At 72.0% G+C, this 20,125-nt stretch carries 17 protein-coding genes; 12 read left to right on the top strand and 5 right to left on the bottom strand.

The window, feature by feature from the left end; all coding sequences use genetic code 11:
- Positions 1-5: 5 nt before the first annotated feature.
- On the bottom strand, positions 6-1,055 hold the full coding sequence (locus tag ACIBKY_RS25255) for a hypothetical protein (RefSeq protein WP_397099985.1): 1,050 nt from the start codon (positions 1,053-1,055) through the stop codon (positions 6-8).
- Between the two features lie 127 nt (positions 1,056-1,182).
- Between ACIBKY_RS25255 and ACIBKY_RS25250 the strand changes: the two genes are divergently transcribed.
- Both ACIBKY_RS25250 and ACIBKY_RS25245 read left to right on the top strand, forming a co-directional pair.
- On the top strand, positions 1,183-3,486 hold the full coding sequence (locus tag ACIBKY_RS25250) for a glycosyltransferase (RefSeq protein WP_397099983.1): 2,304 nt from the start codon (positions 1,183-1,185) through the stop codon (positions 3,484-3,486).
- Positions 3,483-4,871 (top strand): glycosyltransferase, encoded by a 1,389-nt coding sequence (locus ACIBKY_RS25245; protein WP_397099981.1) that lies wholly within the window; start codon positions 3,483-3,485, stop codon positions 4,869-4,871. Before ACIBKY_RS25250 ends, ACIBKY_RS25245 begins: the two co-directional genes overlap by 4 nt.
- A 135-nt stretch (positions 4,872-5,006) precedes the next feature.
- Here the strand turns inward: ACIBKY_RS25245 and ACIBKY_RS25240 are convergent, their stop codons facing one another.
- Positions 5,007-6,533, bottom strand: a complete 1,527-nt coding sequence (locus tag ACIBKY_RS25240) for an MFS transporter (RefSeq protein WP_397099979.1) — start codon at positions 6,531-6,533, stop codon at positions 5,007-5,009.
- A 103-nt stretch (positions 6,534-6,636) separates the two neighbouring features.
- Here ACIBKY_RS25240 and ACIBKY_RS25235 point away from each other — a divergent pair, with 103 nt between their 5' ends.
- The gene (locus tag ACIBKY_RS25235; protein ID WP_397099977.1) at positions 6,637-7,242 is read left to right on the top strand and encodes a TetR/AcrR family transcriptional regulator; all 606 of its coding nucleotides are present in this window, start codon (positions 6,637-6,639) and stop codon (positions 7,240-7,242) included.
- Positions 7,239-8,348: an alpha/beta hydrolase family protein gene (locus ACIBKY_RS25230; protein ID WP_397099975.1), complete on the top strand. Its 1,110-nt coding sequence runs from the start codon at positions 7,239-7,241 to the stop codon at positions 8,346-8,348. Before ACIBKY_RS25235 ends, ACIBKY_RS25230 begins: the two co-directional genes overlap by 4 nt.
- Positions 8,349-8,407: 59 nt before the next feature.
- Here the strand turns inward: ACIBKY_RS25230 and ACIBKY_RS25225 are convergent, their stop codons facing one another.
- On the bottom strand, positions 8,408-8,611 hold the full coding sequence (locus ACIBKY_RS25225) for a cold-shock protein (RefSeq protein WP_397099973.1): 204 nt from the start codon (positions 8,609-8,611) through the stop codon (positions 8,408-8,410).
- A 200-nt stretch (positions 8,612-8,811) separates the two neighbouring features.
- On the bottom strand, positions 8,812-9,072 hold the full coding sequence (locus tag ACIBKY_RS25220; RefSeq protein ID WP_397100500.1) for a TetR/AcrR family transcriptional regulator: 261 nt from the start codon (positions 9,070-9,072) through the stop codon (positions 8,812-8,814).
- A 90-nt stretch (positions 9,073-9,162) separates the two neighbouring features.
- Between ACIBKY_RS25220 and ACIBKY_RS25215 the strand changes: the two genes are divergently transcribed.
- From ACIBKY_RS25215 to ACIBKY_RS25180, 8 genes are all read left to right on the top strand, one after another.
- Entirely contained in the window at positions 9,163-9,723 is a 561-nt protein-coding gene (locus ACIBKY_RS25215; RefSeq protein ID WP_397100499.1) for a hypothetical protein, read from the top strand.
- Between the two features lie 222 nt (positions 9,724-9,945).
- The gene (locus ACIBKY_RS25210) at positions 9,946-11,874 is read left to right on the top strand and encodes a tetratricopeptide repeat protein (RefSeq protein WP_397099971.1); all 1,929 of its coding nucleotides are present in this window, start codon (positions 9,946-9,948) and stop codon (positions 11,872-11,874) included.
- A 63-nt stretch (positions 11,875-11,937) separates the two neighbouring features.
- Positions 11,938-12,963, top strand: a complete 1,026-nt coding sequence (locus ACIBKY_RS25205) for a hypothetical protein (RefSeq protein ID WP_397099969.1) — start codon at positions 11,938-11,940, stop codon at positions 12,961-12,963.
- A 415-nt stretch (positions 12,964-13,378) separates the two neighbouring features.
- Positions 13,379-15,229, top strand: coding sequence for an AAA family ATPase (locus ACIBKY_RS25200; RefSeq protein ID WP_397099967.1), 1,851 nt, complete (start codon positions 13,379-13,381; stop codon positions 15,227-15,229).
- 99 nt (positions 15,230-15,328) lie between these two features.
- Entirely contained in the window at positions 15,329-16,249 is a 921-nt protein-coding gene (locus tag ACIBKY_RS25195) for an ABC transporter ATP-binding protein (RefSeq protein ID WP_397099965.1), read from the top strand.
- Between the two features lie 26 nt (positions 16,250-16,275).
- Positions 16,276-17,043, top strand: coding sequence for an ABC transporter permease (locus tag ACIBKY_RS25190; RefSeq protein WP_397099963.1), 768 nt, complete (start codon positions 16,276-16,278; stop codon positions 17,041-17,043).
- Between the two features lie 22 nt (positions 17,044-17,065).
- Complete coding sequence (locus ACIBKY_RS25185) at positions 17,066-18,307, top strand: sensor histidine kinase (RefSeq protein ID WP_397099961.1); 1,242 nt, start codon at positions 17,066-17,068, stop codon at positions 18,305-18,307.
- Positions 18,304-18,939: a response regulator gene (locus tag ACIBKY_RS25180; protein ID WP_397099959.1), complete on the top strand. Its 636-nt coding sequence runs from the start codon at positions 18,304-18,306 to the stop codon at positions 18,937-18,939. The genes ACIBKY_RS25185 and ACIBKY_RS25180 overlap by 4 nt, the downstream gene beginning before the upstream one ends.
- 8 nt (positions 18,940-18,947) lie before the next feature.
- Here ACIBKY_RS25180 and ACIBKY_RS25175 read toward each other — a convergent pair whose 3' ends face one another.
- Entirely contained in the window at positions 18,948-19,955 is a 1,008-nt protein-coding gene (locus ACIBKY_RS25175) for a TerC family protein (RefSeq protein WP_397099957.1), read from the bottom strand.
- Between the last annotated feature and the right edge of the window lie 170 nt (positions 19,956-20,125).

The raw sequence follows: 20,125 nt of genomic DNA, 5'->3' as shown, positions 1-20,125 counted from the left end.
CCAGGTCACAACCGGGCCGATCTCCTCGGCCGGGCCCGTCTGTCCAGGACCTTGAGCACGGGGTCTCCCGGCCTCACCACGAAGGCGTCGCCGTCCGTACGCCCCGCGTCGCACCAGGCCCAGACCACGAATCCGACCACCCCCGCCGCGAACTGCGCCGACATCTTGGCCGCATACGCCCTGGCCCGCCCGCGCAGCCCGCCGGTCTCCTTCGGGTCGATCCCCGCCTCGCCCACGAACAACGGCTTGTCCAGCGCCCTGCACTGCGCCAGCCGGATGGCCAGCCCGTCGAACTGGTTGCCCGGGATGGCCTGGTCCGGCTCGTGGTAGTCGTGGTACTCGCACACGTCCAGCGCGGGTGAGGCGTAGACCTCCTGGTAGTTCTGGGCGGCGGTGCCGCACTGGCCGCCGCCCATGGTGCCGAGCGTGAGCAGGTGCGCGGGCGAGGCGGCCTTGGCCACGGCGCCCACGTCGTCGGCGAAGTCGCGCAGCGCCCCGGTCGCGCCCGGCCCGCACTCGGCGGAGCCGGCCGGCTTGGCCTCCGCCTCGTTCACCAGCGTCCACATCGCGATCGCCGGGTCGTGGCGGTAGCGCCGTACGGCCTCGGCCACCCAGTCGCGATAGGAGACGGTGCCGCCGGGGTCGATCTCGCGGTAGCCGCCGCGGTACCAGCTCTCGGTCTTGTAGCCGCTCCACTCGCATTTGCCCCATTGGTCGGTCAGCACGGGCAGGACCTTCACCCCGTGCCGGCGCGCGGTGGCCAGCATGCGGTCGAGCGCGCGCCAGTCGCGCCTGCCGTCCTTGGTGGCCAGCCGCTGGAAGAACCAGACGCGGATCACGTTGCCCTTCATCTGGCGCAGCGACCTGCCCAGCGACATGGGATACCAGCAGTTGCCGTCGCTGGCGGCGTTGTAGACGTTCAGCCCGGCCATGACGTACGGCCTGCCGTTGAGCGTCAGCCGGGTCCCCTCGGCGCGCACGAACCCGGGCTCGGGACCCGGCACCACCGGCAGGAGCGCCATCAGGATCCCCACCATCCACACGCCCATCGCCATCCCCCTCGCCTTGTCGGCGCGTCCCCCGTCCAACCTGCGGAAACGCCGTATACCCTGCCCGTTGATCCACTCTGCCTGACATGAACCGTCAGGTCGAGTAAGTCCGAGCCTGCGTCTGGAGATGCTGGTGAGCTTGGCCGTGGTGATGCCCGCCTATTGCGAAGAGGGCAGCCTGGAATCGACGGTTGTGGACTTCCTGACCGTCCTTGACGGAACCGATCACCAGGTGATCGTGGTGAACGACGGCTCGTCGGACGCGACGGGCGAGGTGGCCGAACGGCTGGCCGAACGCTTTCCCGGCCGGGTGCGCGTGATCCACCACCCCGCCAACCAGGGGTACGGCGCGGCCGTACGGACCGGCATCCGGGCCGCGCTGGACTCGACGGACGCGGAGCTGATCTTCCTGACCGACTCCGACGGCCAGTTCCGCGCCAGGCAGCTGCCCTGGTTCGTGGAGCTGGCCGGCGCCGAACGGGCCGACGCCGTCATCGGCTACCGCTCGCGCCGCGCCGACCCGCCCGCGCGCCGGATGTTCGGCTGGCTGTGGACGCGCCTGTGCCGGGCCCTGCTGCGCATTCGCGTACGTGACATGGACTGCGCGTACAAGCTGCTCGACCGGCGGCTGCTGGAGAACGTCACCCTGCGCGGCGACGCGGCCACGATCTCGCCCGAGTTGCTCGCCAAGATCCAGGCCAGGGGCGCCCGCGTGGTGCAGCGGCCGGTGGACCACTTCCCGCGCGAGCACGGCCACCAGACCGGGCTGCGCCCCGCGGTCGTGCTGCGCTCGCTGCTGGGCCTGGGGCGGCTGTGGGCGGGCATGTTCCGCCACAGCCCGGCCGGGCGGGCGGCGCAGCGGCTGTTTCGCCCGCATGACGTGGCGCTGGCGTGGCTGACCGTGGCCGCGATCGCGCTGTCGGTGGCCGGCGGCGTGTACTTCGCCGACGTGCCGCTGTCCTACCCGGACGCCGTCTCGCACCTGCTGATCTCACGCCGGGTGCTGGAGTCGCCGACGCCGGGATTCGCGCAGCTGGGCGGCGTCTGGCTGCCGTTCCCGCACCTGGTGGCGTTGCCCCTGGTCTGGGTGGATTCGTGGTATCTGTCCGGGCTGGCGGGCTCGCTCATCTCGATGACGGCCTACGTCCTGACGACCCGCTACCTGTACGGGACCGCGCGCCTGCTCACGCACAGCCGGGCCGCGGGCCTGACGGCGGGCGGGGTGTTCATGCTCTGCCCGAGCGCCCTGTACCTGCAGAGCACGCCCATGACCGAACTGCCGCTGCTGGCGTGCCTGGCCGCGGCCACCTATCACCTCACCCGCTGGTGCCGTACCTGGGCGCCGCGGCACCTGGCCGCGGCGGGCGTCGCGTCGCTGCTGGCCACGCTCACCCGGTACGAGGCGTGGTTCTTCGTCCCGACGGCGGCGGCCGTCGTGATCGCGATCACCTGGACGCGCTCGCCGCGCGGCAGCAGGCTGCGCAGGGCCGAGGCGCACGTGATCTTCTACGGGCTGCTCGCCTGCGCGGGCATCGCGGGCTGGCTGGCCTGGAATACGATGATCTTCGGGGATCCGTTCTTCTTCCACCGCGGCGAGTTCTCCAAGCCCTCGCTGTGGGTGTCGGGCACCGAGGTCACGACCGGCGACTGGATGGTGTCGGCGATCACCTACGCCTACGCGGTCGTGGGCAACATGGGGCCGGTGCTGCCGGTGCTCGGGGTGGCCGGGCTGGCCGTACACCTGATGCGGCGGCGCTCGCCGGTGCCGCTGGCGCTGCTGGTGTTCGCACCGTTCTTCGTGTACGCGCTCTACGGCGGCCAGCGCCCGCTGCACGTGGAAGAGGTCACCGGCAGCCTGTACAACGTCCGCTTCGGCCTGGTCATGCTGCTGCCCGTGGCGCTGTTCGGCGGCGGGCTGGCCGCGGAGGTCAGGACCCTCGTCACCGCGCTGCGGCTCAGGATGGCCCGCGTGCCCGCCGCCCGGCTGCGCACGCTGGGCCATGTCTTCGCCGGCGCGGTCGTCGTCGCCTGCGCGGTGACCGCCGCGGCCTCGGGCATCGACACCAGGCGCGAGGCCGAGGCCTTCCGCGCCAGCGGCGTCGAGCGCGCCAACAGCACCGCCGCGCAGTGGCTGCGCACGCACTACGACGGCGGCCGCGTGCTCATGGCCTCCTTCGGCAACGAGACGATGACGTTCGACTCCCACCTGCCGCTCTCCTCGATCCTGTACGAAGGCAGCTTCCGCCGATGGGAACCGGCGCTGCGCGACCCCGCGGCCAGCGACGTGCGCTGGATCCACCTGCGGCGCACACCGGGCCACCAGGATCCGGTCTGGCGGGCGCTGGGCGAATCGCCCGAGCTGAACCGCTACACGCTGGTCTACGAGGACGCGTACCGGCGTATCTATCGCTTCTCCGGCATCGGGAGTTCGGCATGACCCAGCGGACCCTGCCCACGACGGCCGTACCGGAGCACGCCAGCGCCCGCCGGCTCCTGAGCCGCGGCCAGGCATTGGCCGCGGCCGGCATGGCGCTGCCGGCGGGTGTGGCCGCGCTGGCCGACCCCGCCCTGACCGGCCTGGTTCTGACCGCCGCGGCGAGCGCGCTCTACGTCGCCGTGATCGCGTTCAAGGTGCTGCTGACCTACGGGCACGACCGCTCGCACGTGATGCGGTTCGGCCCGGGGGAACTGCCGCCGGACGACGAGCTGCCGGTGTACACCGTGCTCGTGCCGCTCTATCGCGAGGGCAACATCCTGCGCGCCCTGCTCGAACGGCTGGCCGCCCTCGACTATCCGCACGACCGGCGGCAGATCCTGCTGCTGGTCGAGGAGGACGACGAGGAGACCAGGGACGCCCTGCCGGCCGGGTTGCCGCCGGGTTTCGAGGTCGTGGTGATCCCGGCCGGGCACCCGCGTACCAAGCCCAAGGCCTGCAACGTCGGGCTGCGGCAGGCGCGCGGCGAGTTCTGCGTCATCTTCGACGCCGAGGACCAGCCCGAGCCGCTCCAGCTGCGCAAGGCGGTGGCGGCCTTCCGCAGCTCGCCGCGGTGGATGGTGTGCGTGCAGGCCGAACTGCAGTACTGGAACCCGTGGACGAACTGGCTGACCCGCTGCTTCGCCGCCGAGTACGCCCACAACTTCGGGCTGTTCCTGCACGGTCTCGACCGCTTCCGGCTGCCGATCCCGCTCGGCGGCACCTCCAACCACTTCCGTACCAGTGCCCTGCGCGACCTCGGCGCCTGGGATCCGTACAACGTCACCGAGGACGCCGACCTCGGCATCAGGATCGCCAGGCGCGGCTGGAGCGTGCGCATGATGGAGTCGGTGACGCTGGAGGAGGCCAACTGCCGGCTGGGCAACTGGCTGCGCCAGCGCAGCCGGTGGATCAAGGGCTACTGCCAGACCTGGCTGGTCCACATGCGCGCGCCGGTGCGGTTGTGGCGTGAGCTCGGCCCGCGCGGCTTCGCCGCCTTCCAGCTCGCCGTCGGCTTCTCCACCCTCACCACCCTGCTCAACCCGATCTTCTGGGCGATGACCGCGCTCTACCTCGTCGCGGGCTCGGGCCCGATCGCCGGGTTGTTCCCCGGCCCGGTCCTGTACACGGCCGTGGCCTCGATGCTGGTGGGCAACCTGCTGCTCATGCACGGCTACATGGCGGGCTGCCTGGAGCGCGGGCTGCACGCGGCGGTGCGGACGATGTTGTTCGTACCGCTCTACTGGGCGCTGATGAGCGTCGCCGCCTACCGCGCCCTCTGGCAGCTGCTACGGCCCAGCCGCCGCCACTACTGGGAGCTGACCGAGCACGGCCTCATCGACGCCTGATCGCGGATCGCCGTGGTCATCACCGTGACGGCCCGGCATTCCCTCCAGCATTTCCGCCGCCTGCTGGCCGAACACGCCCGGGCCCTCCGCGACCGCCCCGCGTGGAGACCCGGCGCGCGGGCATGGCGTGGTTCATCATCGGGGTCCGTCGCCGGCGTCGTCCTCACCGAGGGGACGGACATGCCGGAGGACCACCAGGCACAGCACGGTCGCCACGATGATGGCGGCGCCGCCCACGGCCGAGGCGATGTTCACCCCGCTGGTGAAGGCCTCCCGCGCCGCCCGCACGACCTCGGCGGGCACCTGGCCGGCGACCGAGAGCGCGCCGGAAAGGCTGCCGGTGAGGTGGCCGGCGACCTCGGGCGAGGTGTCCTCGGGAGCGGTCATGCCGGCGGTGTACAGGGCGGTGCTGAGGCTGCCGAGCAGGGCGACGCCGACGGCGAGGCCGAGTTCCTGGACGGTCTCGGACATCGCGGCGGCCGATCCGGACTTCGAGACCGGCGCGGCGCCGACGACCATGTCGGTGCCCAGGGCGGCGATCGCGCCCAGCCCCAGGTAGATGAAGGCGAACCCGCCCACCACGGCCGTGGCGTCGCCGGTGCCGGCCGTCGCCAGCAGCGCGTACCCGATCACCGACACGCCCAGGGTGGCCGCCATGACCAGCCCCGGGCGCACCCGCCGGGCGACCAGGGGCGCCCCGATCGCGGCGGCGAACATCGCCAAGGCCGGTGGTCCCATCCACAGCCCCGCGGCGAAGGGGCTGAGGCCTTCGACGAGCTGGAGGTACTGGGTGACCAGGTACATGGTGCCGCCGACGCCGACGAGCCCGATCAGCAGCACGGTCAGCGCGGCGGAGAAGGCCCGGCTGGCGAACAGGGTGACGTCCAGCAGAGGTGAGGCCAGAGCGCGCTGACGGCGCACGAACACCACACCCGCGAGCACCCCGGCGGCGAACAGGAGCAGCGTGCTCGCGTCCGCGCCGTCGGCGGCGGCGTGCTTGACGGCGTAGATGACCGGCAGGATCGCCGCCAGGGACAGGGCGACGCTGGCCAGGTCCAGCCGTCCGGCCCGCGGGTCGGCGTACTCGGGCAGGAGGGTCTTCGCTCCCGCCAGGACGGCGATCGCGATGGGGACCGCGATCAGGAACGCCGCGCCCCACCAGAACGCGTCGATCAGCGCGCCACCGACCACGGGGCCCGCCGCCATGCCCAGGGCGAACATCGTGGCCCAGACCCCGATCGCGATCGCCCGCTGGCGCGCGTCACCGAACATGTTGGAGATCAACGACAGCGTCGAGGGCATCAGCGTCGCCCCCGCGACCCCCAGCAGCGCGCGGGCCAGGATCAGCAGTTCGGCGCTGGGGGCGAAGGCCGCGAACACCGACACGAGCGCGAAGGCCGCCATCCCGATCAGCAGGAGCCGGCGCCGGCCGACCCGGTCGCCCAGGGTCCCCATCGTGATGAGGAGCCCGGCGATGAGAAACCCGTAGGCATCCATGATCCACAGTGTCTGCGTGGCCGATGGATCCAGGGCTCCGGCCATGCTCGGCAGCACCAGGTACAGCACGGTGACATCCAGGCCCAGCAGCACCGTCGGCAGCGCCAGCAGCCCCAGGCCTGCCCACTCGCGCGCGCCGGCGCGCCGGGTCGCGACCTCTGACATGCGTCCTCCTCCAGTTGGGTATTTGAACGATAGTACAAGTAGAACTATCGTTCAAATACATGGCGATCGGTATCGCCGTACCGGATTTTGATACAGTACGGCCATGGTGGTGAAGGAACGAGGAAGAGGCCGGGCCGGTGCCCGGCGGCAGGATGTGCTCGGGCACGTGGTCGAGGTGATGATCGAGCGGGGGTTCCATCAGACGCGGTTCAAGGACGTGGCCGCGGCGAGTGGCGTGGCGATCAGCACGTTGCAGGTGTACTTCAGCACGCGCGAGGACATGCTGGTCGAGGCGCTGCGCACGTCCACCCGGGCGGAGGTGGACTCGATGCGGGCGCGGGTCAGCGAGCTGAGCGACCCGTGGGATCAGCTCGTCGGGCTGGTCGATCGGGGCTTCGCGACGCCGGTGCCGGTGTGGCGGATGCTGATGGAGTTCTGGACGGCGGCCGCCTATGACGAAGAACTCCGCGTCTACAGTCACCAGTTGCAGGCGAGCTATCGCGCCCCCTTCGAGGCGGTGCTGAACGCGGGGATCGGCGGCGAGGTGTTCCGGACCCGTCACGAGGTCGCGGTGATCACCGATCTGATCGTCACCACGCTGGACGGCCTCCTCTACCCCAGGGTGCTGGCTCAGCCGCGGCCGGCCGTACAGGATCTGCGGGACCTTCTGCTGGAGCAGCTTCGCGCGACGCTCGGGGTGGCCCGATGAGACCGATCCTGGCCGTCCTCCTGTTCGCCGCGCTGCTCGCGGCACCGGCACAACCTGCCGCCGCGGCCACCGGCGGCACCCTGCTGGAAAGCCGCCCGCTGGCCGTGCCCGCCGAACTGGCCGCCGCCGGTGCGACAGGCTTTCGCATCCGGTACCTGTCCACCTCTCCGCGAGGCCGCCGGATCGAGGTGACGGGCGCGGTGTTCCTGCCATCGGGAACGGCTCCGCCGGGCGGGCGGCGGGTCATCTCCTGGGCCCACGGCACCACGGGTGTCAGCGATCGCTGCAGCCCGTCCCGTGACCGCGAGCTCGGCGGCTTTGGCTACCCCGGCTACCTCGCCGGGTTCGTGCGCAGGGGCTACGCGGTCGCCGCGACCGACTACGAGGGGCTGGGAACCCCGGGCGTACACCCGTATCTGATCGCCGAAAGCCAGGCCCGTTCGGTCGTGGACGCGGTCCGCGCCGCTGGGGATTTGAGCCCCGACGTGTCCCGGGTCTGGCTGACGGTGGGGCACTCCCAGGGCGGGCACGCGGCCATGGCGGCCGGCGAGATCGCCGCCGGGTACGGCAGGGGCCTGGACTTCCGGGGAACGGTCGCGCTCGCCCCGGTCACCGACAACCGGCCGTACGTGGACCGGCTCTCCCGGCTGCGGCCCGTCGACCACGGCTACTACATGGCGATCCTGGCCGGGCTGTCCACCCAGCATCCCGGCCTGCGCCTCGCGGACTATCTCGGACCCCGTGCCCGCCGCGAGTACCCACGCGTCCACACCACCTGCATGGCGGAGCTGACGAACCGGCTCACGAAGCTGAACCTGCCGGGGACCGAATTCACCCCGGCCACCCGCGCCGCGGCCGAGAAGCTGCGCGGCCGGCTCGGCGGCAACGCGGTCCCCCGCGCACGTTCCGCCGGGCCGATGCTGGTCGCGCAAGGACTCACCGACGTGCTGGTCTCACCCGCGCAGACCGCGAAAGCCGCCAGGCACGCCCGGGCGCTCGGGACGGCCACCAAGCTGATCACCTATCCCGGCACCGGCCACTACCAGATCCTCACCTCGTCGGCCCCGGACGTCCTGCGCTGGATCGACGCCCGCCTACGCCGCTGACCCGCGCGGACCTGCCCTGCGGCGGTTCGCCGCACGGCGTGGCCGATGACGGCCCGGGGTCAGGAAGGCACGATGTTCTCCGCCTGGAGGCCCCGCTGGCCCTGGACGATGTCGAAGGAGACCTTCTGGCCTTCCCGCAGTTCCCGGTAGCCCTGGGCGGCGATGTTGGAGAAGTGCGCGAAGACGTCGTCGCCGCCGCCGTCCTGCTCGATGAAACCGAAGCCCTTCTCGGCGTTGAACCACTTCACGGTGCCTGTTGCCATGCCAGCTCCTCAGACTTGCGGGTGGAGCGGGATCCCGCAGTCGCGGAAGCCGACGATCACCCTGGCCCGGCCCGGGATGAACGAACCCCAGCGGGCCACTCCTAGTTCTTCGACACGAAGATATCTCAGAGTATCGAGCCAACTACACAACGTGACGACTCCGTCCGGCGCGCTGCCCATCCGACTTGGTGGCGGTGCGATCATTTCTGGTCGTTCAGCGCCCGGATGACGTGATCGATGATCGCGTGGATGCGCTCGGGGCTGGTGGCCGGTTCCAGGCGCAGGAGCGGGCGGTAGTAGAGCGGGGCGTACAGCAGATCGAGGGCGAGCTCGAGGTCGGCGCCCTTGGACGACCACCAGCGATAGATCGTCTTCTTGCTCACGCCGGCGCGGGCCGCGATCGCCTCCACGGTCACGCGGCCGTATCCCAGCTCGGCGCATAGGTCCAGGGCGGCGTCCAGGATCGCCCGCGGTCGCCCTGCCCACCATCCAGTACCAGCTCGGTTTCACCCAGCCCGGCCTGGCGTGGGTGATGAACGCCTACCTCATCGCTGATCCTCCTGAGCCGCGCTCCCGCCGACGGTGACCACCTGGTCGAGATCATGCCGGTCCTGGCCCTGATGGGCCTCGGTATGGGTCTGGCGATCCCCGCCCTCATCATGCGCGCCATGACGGGGGCGCGACCTTCGGACGCGGGCCTGGCCTCCGGCCTGACCAACACCGCCCAGCAGGTCGGCGCCGCACTCGGCACCGCGGTGATCGCCACCACGGCCACCCTGCGCACCGACACGCTGATCGGCCAGGGCATCGCCACCCTCACCGCCGAACGCGACGGCTACAGCCTCGCCTTCCTGATCGCCGCGGGCTTCGTCGTCGCCGCCATCGCGGTCGCCGCCCTCTTCGACAGGGCCAAGCCCGCCCCGTCCGCGAAGGGGCCGGCGAACCTCAAGCCGCGAACGCCTCGAACCCGGCCTAGCCGGATCCGTCCTCGCCGTCCTAAAGGATCGGCCACTCGGTCAGTTCCTGGAGCTGACCGGGGGCGGGCAGGACACCCCGAGCCGCTCGACCGAGGCCTCGGCCAGGAGCTCGAGGATCTTCCAGCGGACGGGTGACTCAGCGTGGATCCTGCCGTCGTGGCGGTCCGGGCGGGTTGCGCGGGCCGGACGAGCGCAGGACCGGCCGTACCGTGGCGCAGCGAGTGATCTTGGCTGGGGCTACGATCGGGCTGGACCCCCGGGAGGTGCGCCCATGGACGCCGCGACGGTCGCGATCGATGTCAGCGAGGCGTACGGCGCCGCCGTACCCGCGAACCCCCAGGTCCGACCCCGCTGAACTTGAACGAGCCCATCGGCCCGCGCTCCGCCGCCCTGGGCGGCGCCAACTCCGGCATCATCATCACCGGAGACGGCGCCCAGCTCGGCGCCTCCGCCCTGCCACTCCCCCGCCCCGGCGACGTGCCCGCGCCGCGCGGGCTGAGCAACCTCACCAAGCCGCCGGCCCTCGACTTCGTCGGCCGCGCCGACGCGCTCGCCGCCCTCGGAACGGCGCTGACCGGCGCGGCCTCCGTCGTCGTCTCCCAGGTCGTCTACGGATTGGGCGGTGTCGGCAAGAGCGAACTGGCCCTGCAGTACGCGACGGCCAACCGCGAGCACTACCGCGTCATCTGGTGGATCACCGCCGAGTCGCCCGAGCAGATCGAGGCCGGTCTGGCCCAGCTCACCCGCTTCCTCGTGCCCGAGCACCCGGTCGAGGTGCCCACCCGCCAGGCCGCCGTCTGGGCCAAGACCTGGCTGCTGGAGCACGACGGCTGGCTGCTGGTCCTGGACAACGTGCACAACCCCGCCCAGGTACGCGACCTCCTGGCCCAGATGCGCGGCCACATCATCGTCACCACGCGGCGCGACCTGGGCGCGCGGGCCTGGCGGGTACGCGAGCTCATCGCCCTGGACGTGCTGTCCCTGGAGGCGGCCACCGACCTGCTCATGCTCAGCGCGGCCGACGGCAAGGACCGCGAACCGGCCACCCGCCTGGCCGCCGCGCTCGGCTGCCTGCCCCTCGCCATCGAACAGGCCGGCGCCTACATCGAGGAGACCCACGGCGACATCACCGCGTACCTCACCAAACTCGACGAGACCTCCGGCCTGTACGCGCCCGTGGCCCATCGCGGCGATCCCGAGCAGACCATCTCGAAGATCTGGCGGATCAGCATGCGGGAGGTCGAGCGGACCAGCCCGGCCGCGCTGGCGCTCCTGCGCGCGTTGTCCTGCTTCGCCCCCGACGACATCCCGCTCACGCTGTTCGACGAGGCGGCCCTGCGCGACCTGGCCCTGCTGGCGTCCTACAGCCTGGTCAAGCGCAGCGCGGGCGGCGTCGCCATCCACCGGCTGGTCCAGAGCGCGGTACGCGCGCAGGCCAGGGACGCCCGCCTCCTCGACGCGGCGGCCAGGGACGCGCTGTCCATGCTGCTCACGCGGCTGCCCGAGCGTCGCGCCTTCGCCCTCGACGAGTGGCCGGAGGGCCTGGACCTGCATCCGCACGCCGTCGCCGTCGCCTCGCTGATGCCGGTCCACCAGCCCTCGATGTCCCTGGGCAGGCTCCTTCGCGACACCAGCCGCCTGCTCAACCTGCACGCCCGGTTCAAGGAAGCGTTCCCGCTGGCCGAACGCGCGCTGACCCTGGCCGAGGACCGGTTCGGCCCCGACCATCCCGCGCTGATCGGCTTCCTGACCAACCTCGCCGCCACGCTCAGCGGCCTGCGCAGGGACGACGCCCTGCAGCACGCCGTACGCGCCGTCGCGATCGCCGAGGCCTCCCTCGGCCCCCGCCACCGTGACCTGGCCCCCCGGGTCGGCAACCTGGCCGCCGTCTACATCGACCTCGACCGTGCCCACGACGCGCTGCCGATGGCCCGCCGCGCCCTGGCCATCGCGACCGCGACGCTGCCGCCCGGCCACCCCGACCTTGGCCGCCACCTGGGCAACCTGGCCGCCGCGCTGGCGGGTGTGGGCGATCACGAGCAGGCGCTCGCACTGGAGCTCCAGGCGCTGGACCTCACCGAGCGCGCCCTGCCCCCCGACCACCCCGAGCTGGTGGTACGGCTCGGCAACCTGGCCCTGGCCCACCACGCGGCAGGCGACACCCGGCAGGCCATCGCATGCGCCGCCCGCGCCGTGACCCTCGCCGTCCGCATCCTCGGCCCCCGCCACCCCACGACCGGCTGGGCCCAGCACCTGTCCCGTCGCCTCGTCACCCACCACCCGTGAGCGCTCAGTCGTTTCTCAGGGTCCCTCAGACCCTTCACAGCCGTACGGGCCCATGCTTTGAACATGTTCAAGAGATGGCCGGAAGCCGCCGGATACGCGGCCGCGACATGGTCGGCCGGTTACGCCCTGCTGGGCGTCACCTGGCTGCTGGGCTGGAACACCTTTCCCTGGGGCAGGGCGGCGGAGGATCCGCTGGATCCGGGCGACGACCGCGATTTCCTCGTCCTCTTACAAGCGGCCGACGCGGCGCCCGCGGCCATCGCACTCGGCGCGGCGGGCGCGGTCGCGGGCCTCGCCATGGCCAGGGGGTTCACCTACGCCCGCCGGCCGCTCGCCGGATTCGGCGCGGCGGCCGCGGTGCTGCTGGCCGTGATCGCCCCTGACGGGCGGGCGCTCACGGTTCTCGGCTATCTGCCGATGCTCATCGGCGGGCTGCCGTTCGGCTGGCCGCCGGTCGATCTGGGCGAGGTGTTCACGTGGTCGCTGTGTCACCAGTTCGTCCTCCTGACCGGCGGGCTGCTGTGGGGCCTGGCCACGCTCGTCCACGTGCGGCGCGGCCGCGGCGCGTGCGCCCACTGTGGCGGTGCGGCGCGCTGGACGGGTGCCCAGTTGCTGCGGTGGGGCCGGATCGCCGCCTACACGGGCGCGGCGATCCCGCTGCTGTACGCCGTGACGCGGTGGGCGTGGGGCCTGGGCCTCGCCGTGGGCATCGGGGCCACCGAGCTGGCCGCGATGCACGAGAGCGGGCTGGTCTGGGCGGGGGTGGGGCTGGCCACGTTCGGCGCGGTGGGCGCGGCGCTCACGCTCGGGCTGGCGCATCGATGGGGCGAGGTGTTCCCGCGCTGGATCCCGGTGCTCGGGGGCAGGACGGTCCCGGTATGGCCGGCCGTGGCGCCGGCCGCGCTCGTGACCATGGTGCTGGTCAACGCCGGCTGGCGCATTCTCGTGGGCGCGTTCGTAACCGTCGATCCGTCCAACCCCATGGCGTTGTGGCCGCTGTGGGGGTTGGCGGTTGGGGTGGCGACCGTTGCGTACTGGTTGCGGCGCCGGAAGGAATGCCTCCAGTGCGCCCGGCCGGCTCTCATCTGAGCCGGTCGCGGGCGATCAGGTGACGGGGCGGGCGGTGACGTCCTGGCCAGGGGCTGTCGCCGCTGGCCGACGTGTTGTTCGACAACGCCGAGGCGCATCTGGCCGCCGACGCGAAACTCCTGGCGGACATCCGGCGCCTGCTCGCCCGATGACAGCGGTCCTACCCGGCCGCCGCCGGCACAGCCAGGAGAGGCCCCCACGCGGAGGACCGCGTCATGGAGACGCCCCCTCCCGAGCGCTGTCGGTGAGCGCCAGGCCCGGGGCCTTCGGTCGTCGGTGCGGGCGTGGCGGGCCCGCCGGATCGTTTCCCCGTTCGGGCGCGGCATGGCCGGCGCGTTCCAGGAACGTCGTGGCCGCGTCGCTCCCCTGGCGCGGTGGCTGATCCCGGCGAACAATGCGCTGGAGGGGGTGACCGATGGCCGACAAGGTACGGGTCTGGCTCAACAGGGGCGGCATCGTCAACACCGGCGACGGCGCCCTCAACATCGTCAACAACATCGTCCAGGCTCCACCTCCGGTCCCGGCCGCCACGGTGCAGGCCCGGCCCCGCGTCGTGCGGCTGCGCTCGACACGCGCGGCCGCCCGCCTGTTCGTCGGGCGGGAGAAGGAGCGCGCGGCACTGGCCAAGGCCCTGAGGCGGCGTTCCGGCGGGAACGCCCAGGTCCTGACCGGGCTGGGCGGGATCGGGAAGTCCACGCTCGCCCTGCGGTACGCGCTGGCCCAGGTCGGCCGGCGCAACCCCATCTGGTGGATCGACGCCGAGGATCCGGCCCAGATCGACTTCGGCCTGGAAGCGCTCGCCCTGCAGCTGTACCCGGAGGGCGCCCCGGAGCGGCCCGTCGAGTGGGCCAGGCAGTGGCTCGCCAGCCACACGGGGTGGTTGCTGATCCTCGACAACGTGACCCGTCCGCCGGAGGCCGCGGAGCTGATCGGCTCGCTTCCCGGCGGGCGGTTCCTGGTGACCAGCCGCCAGGTCGTCGGCTGGGAGGACATCGCCACACCCATCCGGCTGGGCGTGCTGTCCGCCGGCGAGGCCGTACAGATGCTGGACAGGCGGGTGGCCGATCGCGGCCTGCTCGACGGCGGCGAGGAGCTGTGCGCGGCGCTCGGCGGGCTGCCGCTCGCGATCGAGATGGCCGGGCACTACATGGCCCAGAACCACGTCTCCGCGCGGACGTATCTGCGGCACCTTTCCGGCGACGGCGCGGTGCTGGACTGGACGCACGCGGGCGGGGACCTCGACCGGACCGTCGCGCGGACCTGGCAGATCACACTGGACCGGATCGCCGCCCGGCACGGGCCGCTTCCGGGGCGGGTCCTGGCCACCCTGGCCTGGCTCGCCCCTGACGACATCCCCATCAGCATGTTCCCGGACGAATCCAAGGCCGCCGCCGGGCACCTCGCCGCGTACGGGCTGGTCACCCCGTCCGGGGACGCGCTCTCGGTGCACCGGCTGGTCCAGGCCGTCAGCCGGGCCCCCGAGTCCCGGCGCGAGGCGGGCCGGACGTTGCGGGCCGCCTGGACCGATGGACCGGAGCCGGCGGCCCGGCTGGCCCCGCACCTCGCCGCGTTCGTCGCGGCAGGCGGCCTGGCCGAACTCGACGACAGCTCGGCCGATCTGGCCGTCGCCCACGGCGTCCACCTGGCGCGTACCGTGTCGAGGCGGGAAGGCGTCGCCTTCCTGGACAGGACGATCGCCGCGCACGAGGGATCCGGCCACCCGGCCCTGCTGTCCATGCGGACGACCCTGGCCCTGCTGCGCACGCCGCTCGATCCCCTCGACGTCACGATCGGCGCGTTCGAACGGCTCGTCGCGGACAAGCAGCGGGTGCTCGGCCCCGGCGCGCTCGACACGCTGGAGACCCGGCTCGAACTCGGCGGCCTGTACGCGCGGCGCGGGGAGGACCGGCGGGCCTTCGCCTACTACCGGCGGCTCGCCACCGACGCCGAACGGGCCCTGGGCGCCAACCACTCGCTCACCCTGCAGACCAAGTGGGACCTGGCCGAGGCCTACCTGAACGCCGACCAGAAGTGGCGGGCCGGCCACACGATCATCGTGCTCGTGCTCTGGTTCACGGTCCTCACCGGCCTCGAAGAGACCCGGGGCCGCGACGACGAGGTGACCCGCCAGATCGGCATGACGATCGCGAAGTACGTGAGCACGCTCGCGCTCCACGAAGATCCGGGAACCAGGAGGGTCCTCCGTCTGGTCGGCGCCGCCGAACGCGTCCGCCGCCGCCTGAAGGGGCTCGACGGCGGCCGGTGATCCGCCGTCCGGCGGGCGGCGATCCACCGATCGGCTGACCGCCAGGTCCCGCCCCCTGGCCGATGCCGGAAAAGCGCTGGTCATAGCAGGCTGACGGGCATGCCACCAGTCATTGAGGTACGGAACCTCCACAAGCGCTACGCGGACAAGGTCGCCGTCGACGACGTCTCGCTCACCATCCAGGAAGGTGAGATCTTCGGCATCCTCGGCCCGAACGGCGCCGGCAAGACGACGACCGTGGAGTGCGTCGAGGGCCTGCGCATGCCGGATCGCGGTGAGATCAGGGTGCTCGGGCTCGACCCCCTGCGGGACCGCGCCGAGCTGACCCGGCGGCTCGGCGTCCAGTTGCAGGCCGGCCACCTCCCCGAGCGGCTCCAGGTCGCCGAGGCCCTGGAGCTCTACAGTTCCTTCTACCCCCGGCCCGCCGGCTGGCGCGGGCTGCTGGACGACCTGGGCCTGGCCGACAAGGCGAAGACCAGGTACGGCAAGCTGTCCGGCGGCCAGAAACAACGGCTCTCCATCGCGCTGGCGCTCATCGGCGGCCCCCGGGTGGCGATCCTCGACGAGCTCACCACCGGTCTCGACCCGCAGGCCCGGCGCGACACCTGGGACCTGATCGAGGGCGTGCGCGCCCGCGGGGTGACGATCGTGCTGGTCACCCACTTCATGGAAGAGGCGGAACGGCTCTGCGACCGGCTCGCGCTGATCGACGCCGGCCGCGTCGTCATGGTGGACACCCCGGCCGGTCTGACCGAGCGGGCGCGCATCGGGCAGCGGATCCAGTTCCGCCCGTCCAGGCCGATGGACGACCGCCTGCTGACCGGCCTGCCCGACGTCACCGGCGTCACCCGCCAGGGCGAACTCGTCATCGTCAGCGGCTCCGACAACGCGCTCAACGCCGTCACCACCGTCCTGGCCCGCAACCAGATCGTGGCGGAACGGCTGCGCGTCGAGCAGGCGAGCCTGGAGGACGCGTTCGTCCAGCTGACCGGCAAGCGCCTCGAATCCGGCCCCCGCTAACCGATCACCGAGAGGACCTCACACCCATGTCAACCCTGCGCACCGCCGAGCCAGGCTCGGCCACGTGGCGGCTCGTCAAGGCCGAGAGCACCCTGTGCGTCCGGGACAAGGTCGCGCCCCTCTGGGGTATCGGCTTCCCGCTGATCCTGTTGATCATCCTCGGCAGCGTCCCCGATCTGCGGGAACCCGTGCGGGCCGGCGGCGGCCTGACGTACTTCGACCTCTACGTTCCTGTACTGATCCTGTTCAATCTGGCCATCCTGGCCACGGCCTCCCTGCCGACCACGCTCGCGGGCTACCGGGAGAACGGCGTGCTGCGGCGCATGCGGACCACGCCGGTCGGCCCGGCCCGCGTGCTCGCCGCCCAGCTCGTGGCCAACTTCGCCATCGCCGTCATCGCCATGGTCCTGTTCCTCGCGACGGCCTGGTTCGGCTTCGGCGTCGACCTGCCCCGGCATCCTCTCGGATTCGCCCTCGCCTGGCTGCTCGCCGCGGCCGCGCTGCTCTCGATCGGGCTGCTGATCACCGCGCTCGCGCCCGGCCGTGCTCCGGCCACGGCGATCGGCACGGTGCTGTTCTTCCCGTTGATGTTCTTCGCCGGACTCTGGATGCCGATCTCCCAGATGCCGCCGCTGCTGCGCGACATCGCCCACTACACGCCGCTCGGCGCGGGGATGGGGGCGTTCCAGGACGCCTACCTGGGTCACTTTCCGTCCGTCGTGCCGCTGCTGACGCTGGCGGCCTACGCGGTGGTGTGCGCGTTCGTCGCGGTCCGCTGGTTCCGCTGGGAATAGAATCTCGCGGGGAGAGGGAGTTGTGAGCAGGAAGATCTCGATTTCGCGGGAGCCGCCGTTCCTGCTGGTCAACGTGGTGCCGTACGCGCTGCTGGCGCTGCTCGTCGCGATCCTGCTGATCGTGGAGGACTGGGCGGACGGCTCCCTGCTCGTCGACCTCGGCCTGTGCGGGCTGGCGGCCGCGTGGATGCTCGGCATGTTCACCCTGCGGCCCGGCTGGCGGAACCGGCCGCGGATCATGGCGGTGTTCGTCGCGGGGGTGCTCGTGATCACCGCGGTCCTGGTGGCCCGTCACCCCGCCTTCGGGCTCTTCACCCCCGCCGCGTACATCTACTCCTTCACCGTCCTGCGCTGGCCGTGGCGGCTGCTGGGCGTCGCCGCCGCGGCGGTCCTCGCCGGTACGGCGCAGGCCTCCGGCATCCCCACGACGGACGCGCTCGGCCTGGCGATGCACGTGACCATCATCGCGTTCAACATCGCCCTGATGTGCGGCTGCGCCTGGGTCCTGCGGCTCGCCGAGAAGGAGGAGGAGCGGCGCGAGCAGACCCTCGACGAGCTGAGCCGGACGAACCGGCTGCTGGAGGCGTCGCTCGCCGAGAACGCCGGCCTGCATGCCCAGTTGCTCGCCCAGGCCAGGGAGGCGGGCGTACTCGATGAGCGCCAGCGGATGGCCCGCGAGATCCATGACACCCTGGCGCAGGGGCTCACCGGCATCATCGCGCAGCTTCAGGCGGCCGAGCAGATGCATGAGGTCCCGGGGCCGTGGCTGCGGCCGTTCGACGCGGTGAAGAACCTGGCGCGGGAGAGCCTGGCCGAGGCGCGGCGCTCGGTCGACGCGCTGCGGCCCGAGCCGCTGCAGGCCGCGCGCCTGGGCGACGCGCTCGTCGCCGTCGCCGGCCGGTGGTCGAAGCTGCACGGCCTGCCCGTCCAGGTCACGACGACCGGTACGGCGCGGCCGCTGGTGCCCGAGGCCGAGTTCGCGCTGCTGCGCACGGCGCAGGAGGCGCTGGCCAACGTGGCCAAGCACGCGGGCGCGAGCAGGGTCGGGGTGACGCTGTCCTATCTGGAGCAGGAGGTGGCGCTGGACGTGCGCGACGACGGCAGGGGCTTCGACCCCGCGAGCCTTGAGGACGGCGGGTTCGGCCTGACGATCATGCGGCACCGGGTGGAAGGACTGTCCGGCAGCCTGCGGATCGAGTCCGAACCCGGCGCCGGCGCCGGCATCTCGGCCTGCGTCCCCTGTCCTGCCGGGAGCGGCACATGATCCGGCTGCTGATCGCCGACGACCATCCTGTTGTCAGGGACGGGCTGAGCAGCATGTTCGCCTCCGCGCCCGGATTCGAGGTGCTGGGCGCGGCCGCGGACGGCGCCGCCGCCGTACGGCTCGCCCAGGAGCTCCGGCCCGACGTGATCCTGATGGATCTGCGCATGCCCGGCATGGACGGGCTCAGCGCGATCGTCGAGCTCACCCGGCTCGGCGTCACCGCGCACGTGCTGGTGCTGACGACCTACGACTCCGACACCGACGTCCTGCCGGCGATCGAGGCGGGCGCCACCGGCTACCTCCTCAAGGACTCCCCCCGCGAGGAACTGCTGCGCGGCGCGCGGGCCGCGGCCAGGGGCGAGAGCGTGCTGTCCCCGACGGTGGCCGCCCGGCTCATGAACCGGATGCGGGCACCCGCGCCGCAGGTGCTCAGCCCTCGCGAGCTGGAGGTCCTCGAACTGGTGGCGGCGGGCAACACCAACCGCGAGGCGGCCGCCCGCCTGTTCATCACCGAGGCCACCGTCAAGTCCCACCTGCTGAACATCTACACCAAGCTCGGGGTGAACGACCGCGCCGCCGCCGTCACCGAGGCGTTCCACCGCGGCCTGCTCGTTCCGCGCACGGACTCCTGACCCGGATGTCAGGGCCGCGGAGCCGGCGGGCCGCCGGATCGCTCTCCGGAGCTCAGGCTGGTGATCGTGACGATGGCCAGGACCGCGATGATCACGCCGAGTGACATCAGGGTGGGGATCTCCGGGATGGCGGGCCAGATGCCGTGTGCCCAGTGCAGCACCAGCTTGACGCCGATGAACGCCAGGATGACGGCCAGGCCGTGGTTGAGGTGGCGCAGCCTGGCCAGGGCGCCCTGGAGGACGAAGTAGAGCGCCCGCAGGCCGAGCAGGGCGAAGGCGTTGGTGGCGAAGACGAGGAAGGGGTCCTCCGTGACGCCGTACACGGCCGGCACGGAATCGACGGCGAAGACGATGTCGGTGACGAAGACGGCCACCATGGCCAGCGCGAGCGGCGTCAGCGCCCGGCGCCCGCCCTCCCGCACCACCAGGCGTGAGCCGCGGTAGTCGTCGGTGACCGGCATGAGGCGCCGCAGCAGCCGTACCGAACGCATGCGGGAGATGTCGACCTGCTGCTCGTGGCCGGCCAGCGCGTCCTTCATCACCTTCCCGGCCGTGACGATGAGGATCGCGCCGAACAGCAGGAACGCCCACGTCCCGCTCTGCAGGACGGCCGCGCCCAGCGCGATGAAGATCGCGCGCAGCACCAGGGCGCCGATGATGCCGTACAGCAGCACCCGCTGGGCATAGACGGCCGGCACGGCGAAGGCCGACAGCAGCAGCATGAAGACGAACAGGTTGTCCACCGACAGCGACTTCTCCACCACGTACCCGGTGAAGAACTCCACGGCGATCCCGCTCCCGAACGCCTGCCACAGATACACGCCGAACGCCACCGGCAGCGCGAGGTAGAAAAGCGACCACCCCACGGCCTCGCGCATGCGCACCTCGTGGGGGCGCCGCGTCAGGACGAAGTCCACGCCCAGCAGTACGGCCAGCGCGGCCACGGTGATCGCCCACAACGACGGGGTGCCGATCGTCGGCAGGTCAGCGGAAAGAACGGTTGCCACAACAGGCATGGAGAGCCTCCTCGAACGTACGTGGCCGTCCGAGGTCTCCTTCACCCGCCTCCACGCGGGCGGCCGTCCGGGGACGTCCCATCACGTCCGTACTGACCGGGCCGGCTCTTACGAAGTACTCCCCTCGCCCTGCCAGCCTAGTTCAGGGTCCTGGATGACGAAGACCCTGG

Source organism: Nonomuraea sp. NPDC050394 (assembly GCF_044459065.1).
Lineage (GTDB): Bacteria > Actinomycetota > Actinomycetes > Streptosporangiales > Streptosporangiaceae > Nonomuraea.
Note: the sequence above shows the minus strand (reverse complement) of the source record. Positions and strands in the feature narration are given on the sequence as shown.

Excerpts from the sequence above, each read along its gene's own strand:
- ACIBKY_RS25255 (WP_397099985.1), bottom strand. The coding sequence starts at position 1,055 with ATGGCGATGGGCGTGTGGATGGTGGGGATCCTGATGGCGCTCCTGCCG.
- ACIBKY_RS25245 (WP_397099981.1), top strand. The coding sequence starts at position 3,483 with ATGACCCAGCGGACCCTGCCCACGACGGCCGTACCGGAGCACGCCAGC.
- ACIBKY_RS25240 (WP_397099979.1), bottom strand. The coding sequence starts at position 6,533 with ATGTCAGAGGTCGCGACCCGGCGCGCCGGCGCGCGCGAGTGGGCAGGC.
- ACIBKY_RS25235 (WP_397099977.1), top strand. The coding sequence starts at position 6,637 with ATGGTGGTGAAGGAACGAGGAAGAGGCCGGGCCGGTGCCCGGCGGCAG.
- ACIBKY_RS25230 (WP_397099975.1), top strand. The coding sequence starts at position 7,239 with ATGAGACCGATCCTGGCCGTCCTCCTGTTCGCCGCGCTGCTCGCGGCA.
- ACIBKY_RS25225 (WP_397099973.1), bottom strand. The coding sequence starts at position 8,611 with ATGGCAACAGGCACCGTGAAGTGGTTCAACGCCGAGAAGGGCTTCGGT.
- ACIBKY_RS25205 (WP_397099969.1), top strand. The coding sequence starts at position 11,938 with ATGTTCAAGAGATGGCCGGAAGCCGCCGGATACGCGGCCGCGACATGG.
- ACIBKY_RS25200 (WP_397099967.1), top strand. The coding sequence starts at position 13,379 with ATGGCCGACAAGGTACGGGTCTGGCTCAACAGGGGCGGCATCGTCAAC.
- ACIBKY_RS25195 (WP_397099965.1), top strand. The coding sequence starts at position 15,329 with ATGCCACCAGTCATTGAGGTACGGAACCTCCACAAGCGCTACGCGGAC.
- ACIBKY_RS25190 (WP_397099963.1), top strand. The coding sequence starts at position 16,276 with ATGTCAACCCTGCGCACCGCCGAGCCAGGCTCGGCCACGTGGCGGCTC.
- ACIBKY_RS25180 (WP_397099959.1), top strand. The coding sequence starts at position 18,304 with ATGATCCGGCTGCTGATCGCCGACGACCATCCTGTTGTCAGGGACGGG.
- ACIBKY_RS25175 (WP_397099957.1), bottom strand. The coding sequence starts at position 19,955 with ATGCCTGTTGTGGCAACCGTTCTTTCCGCTGACCTGCCGACGATCGGC.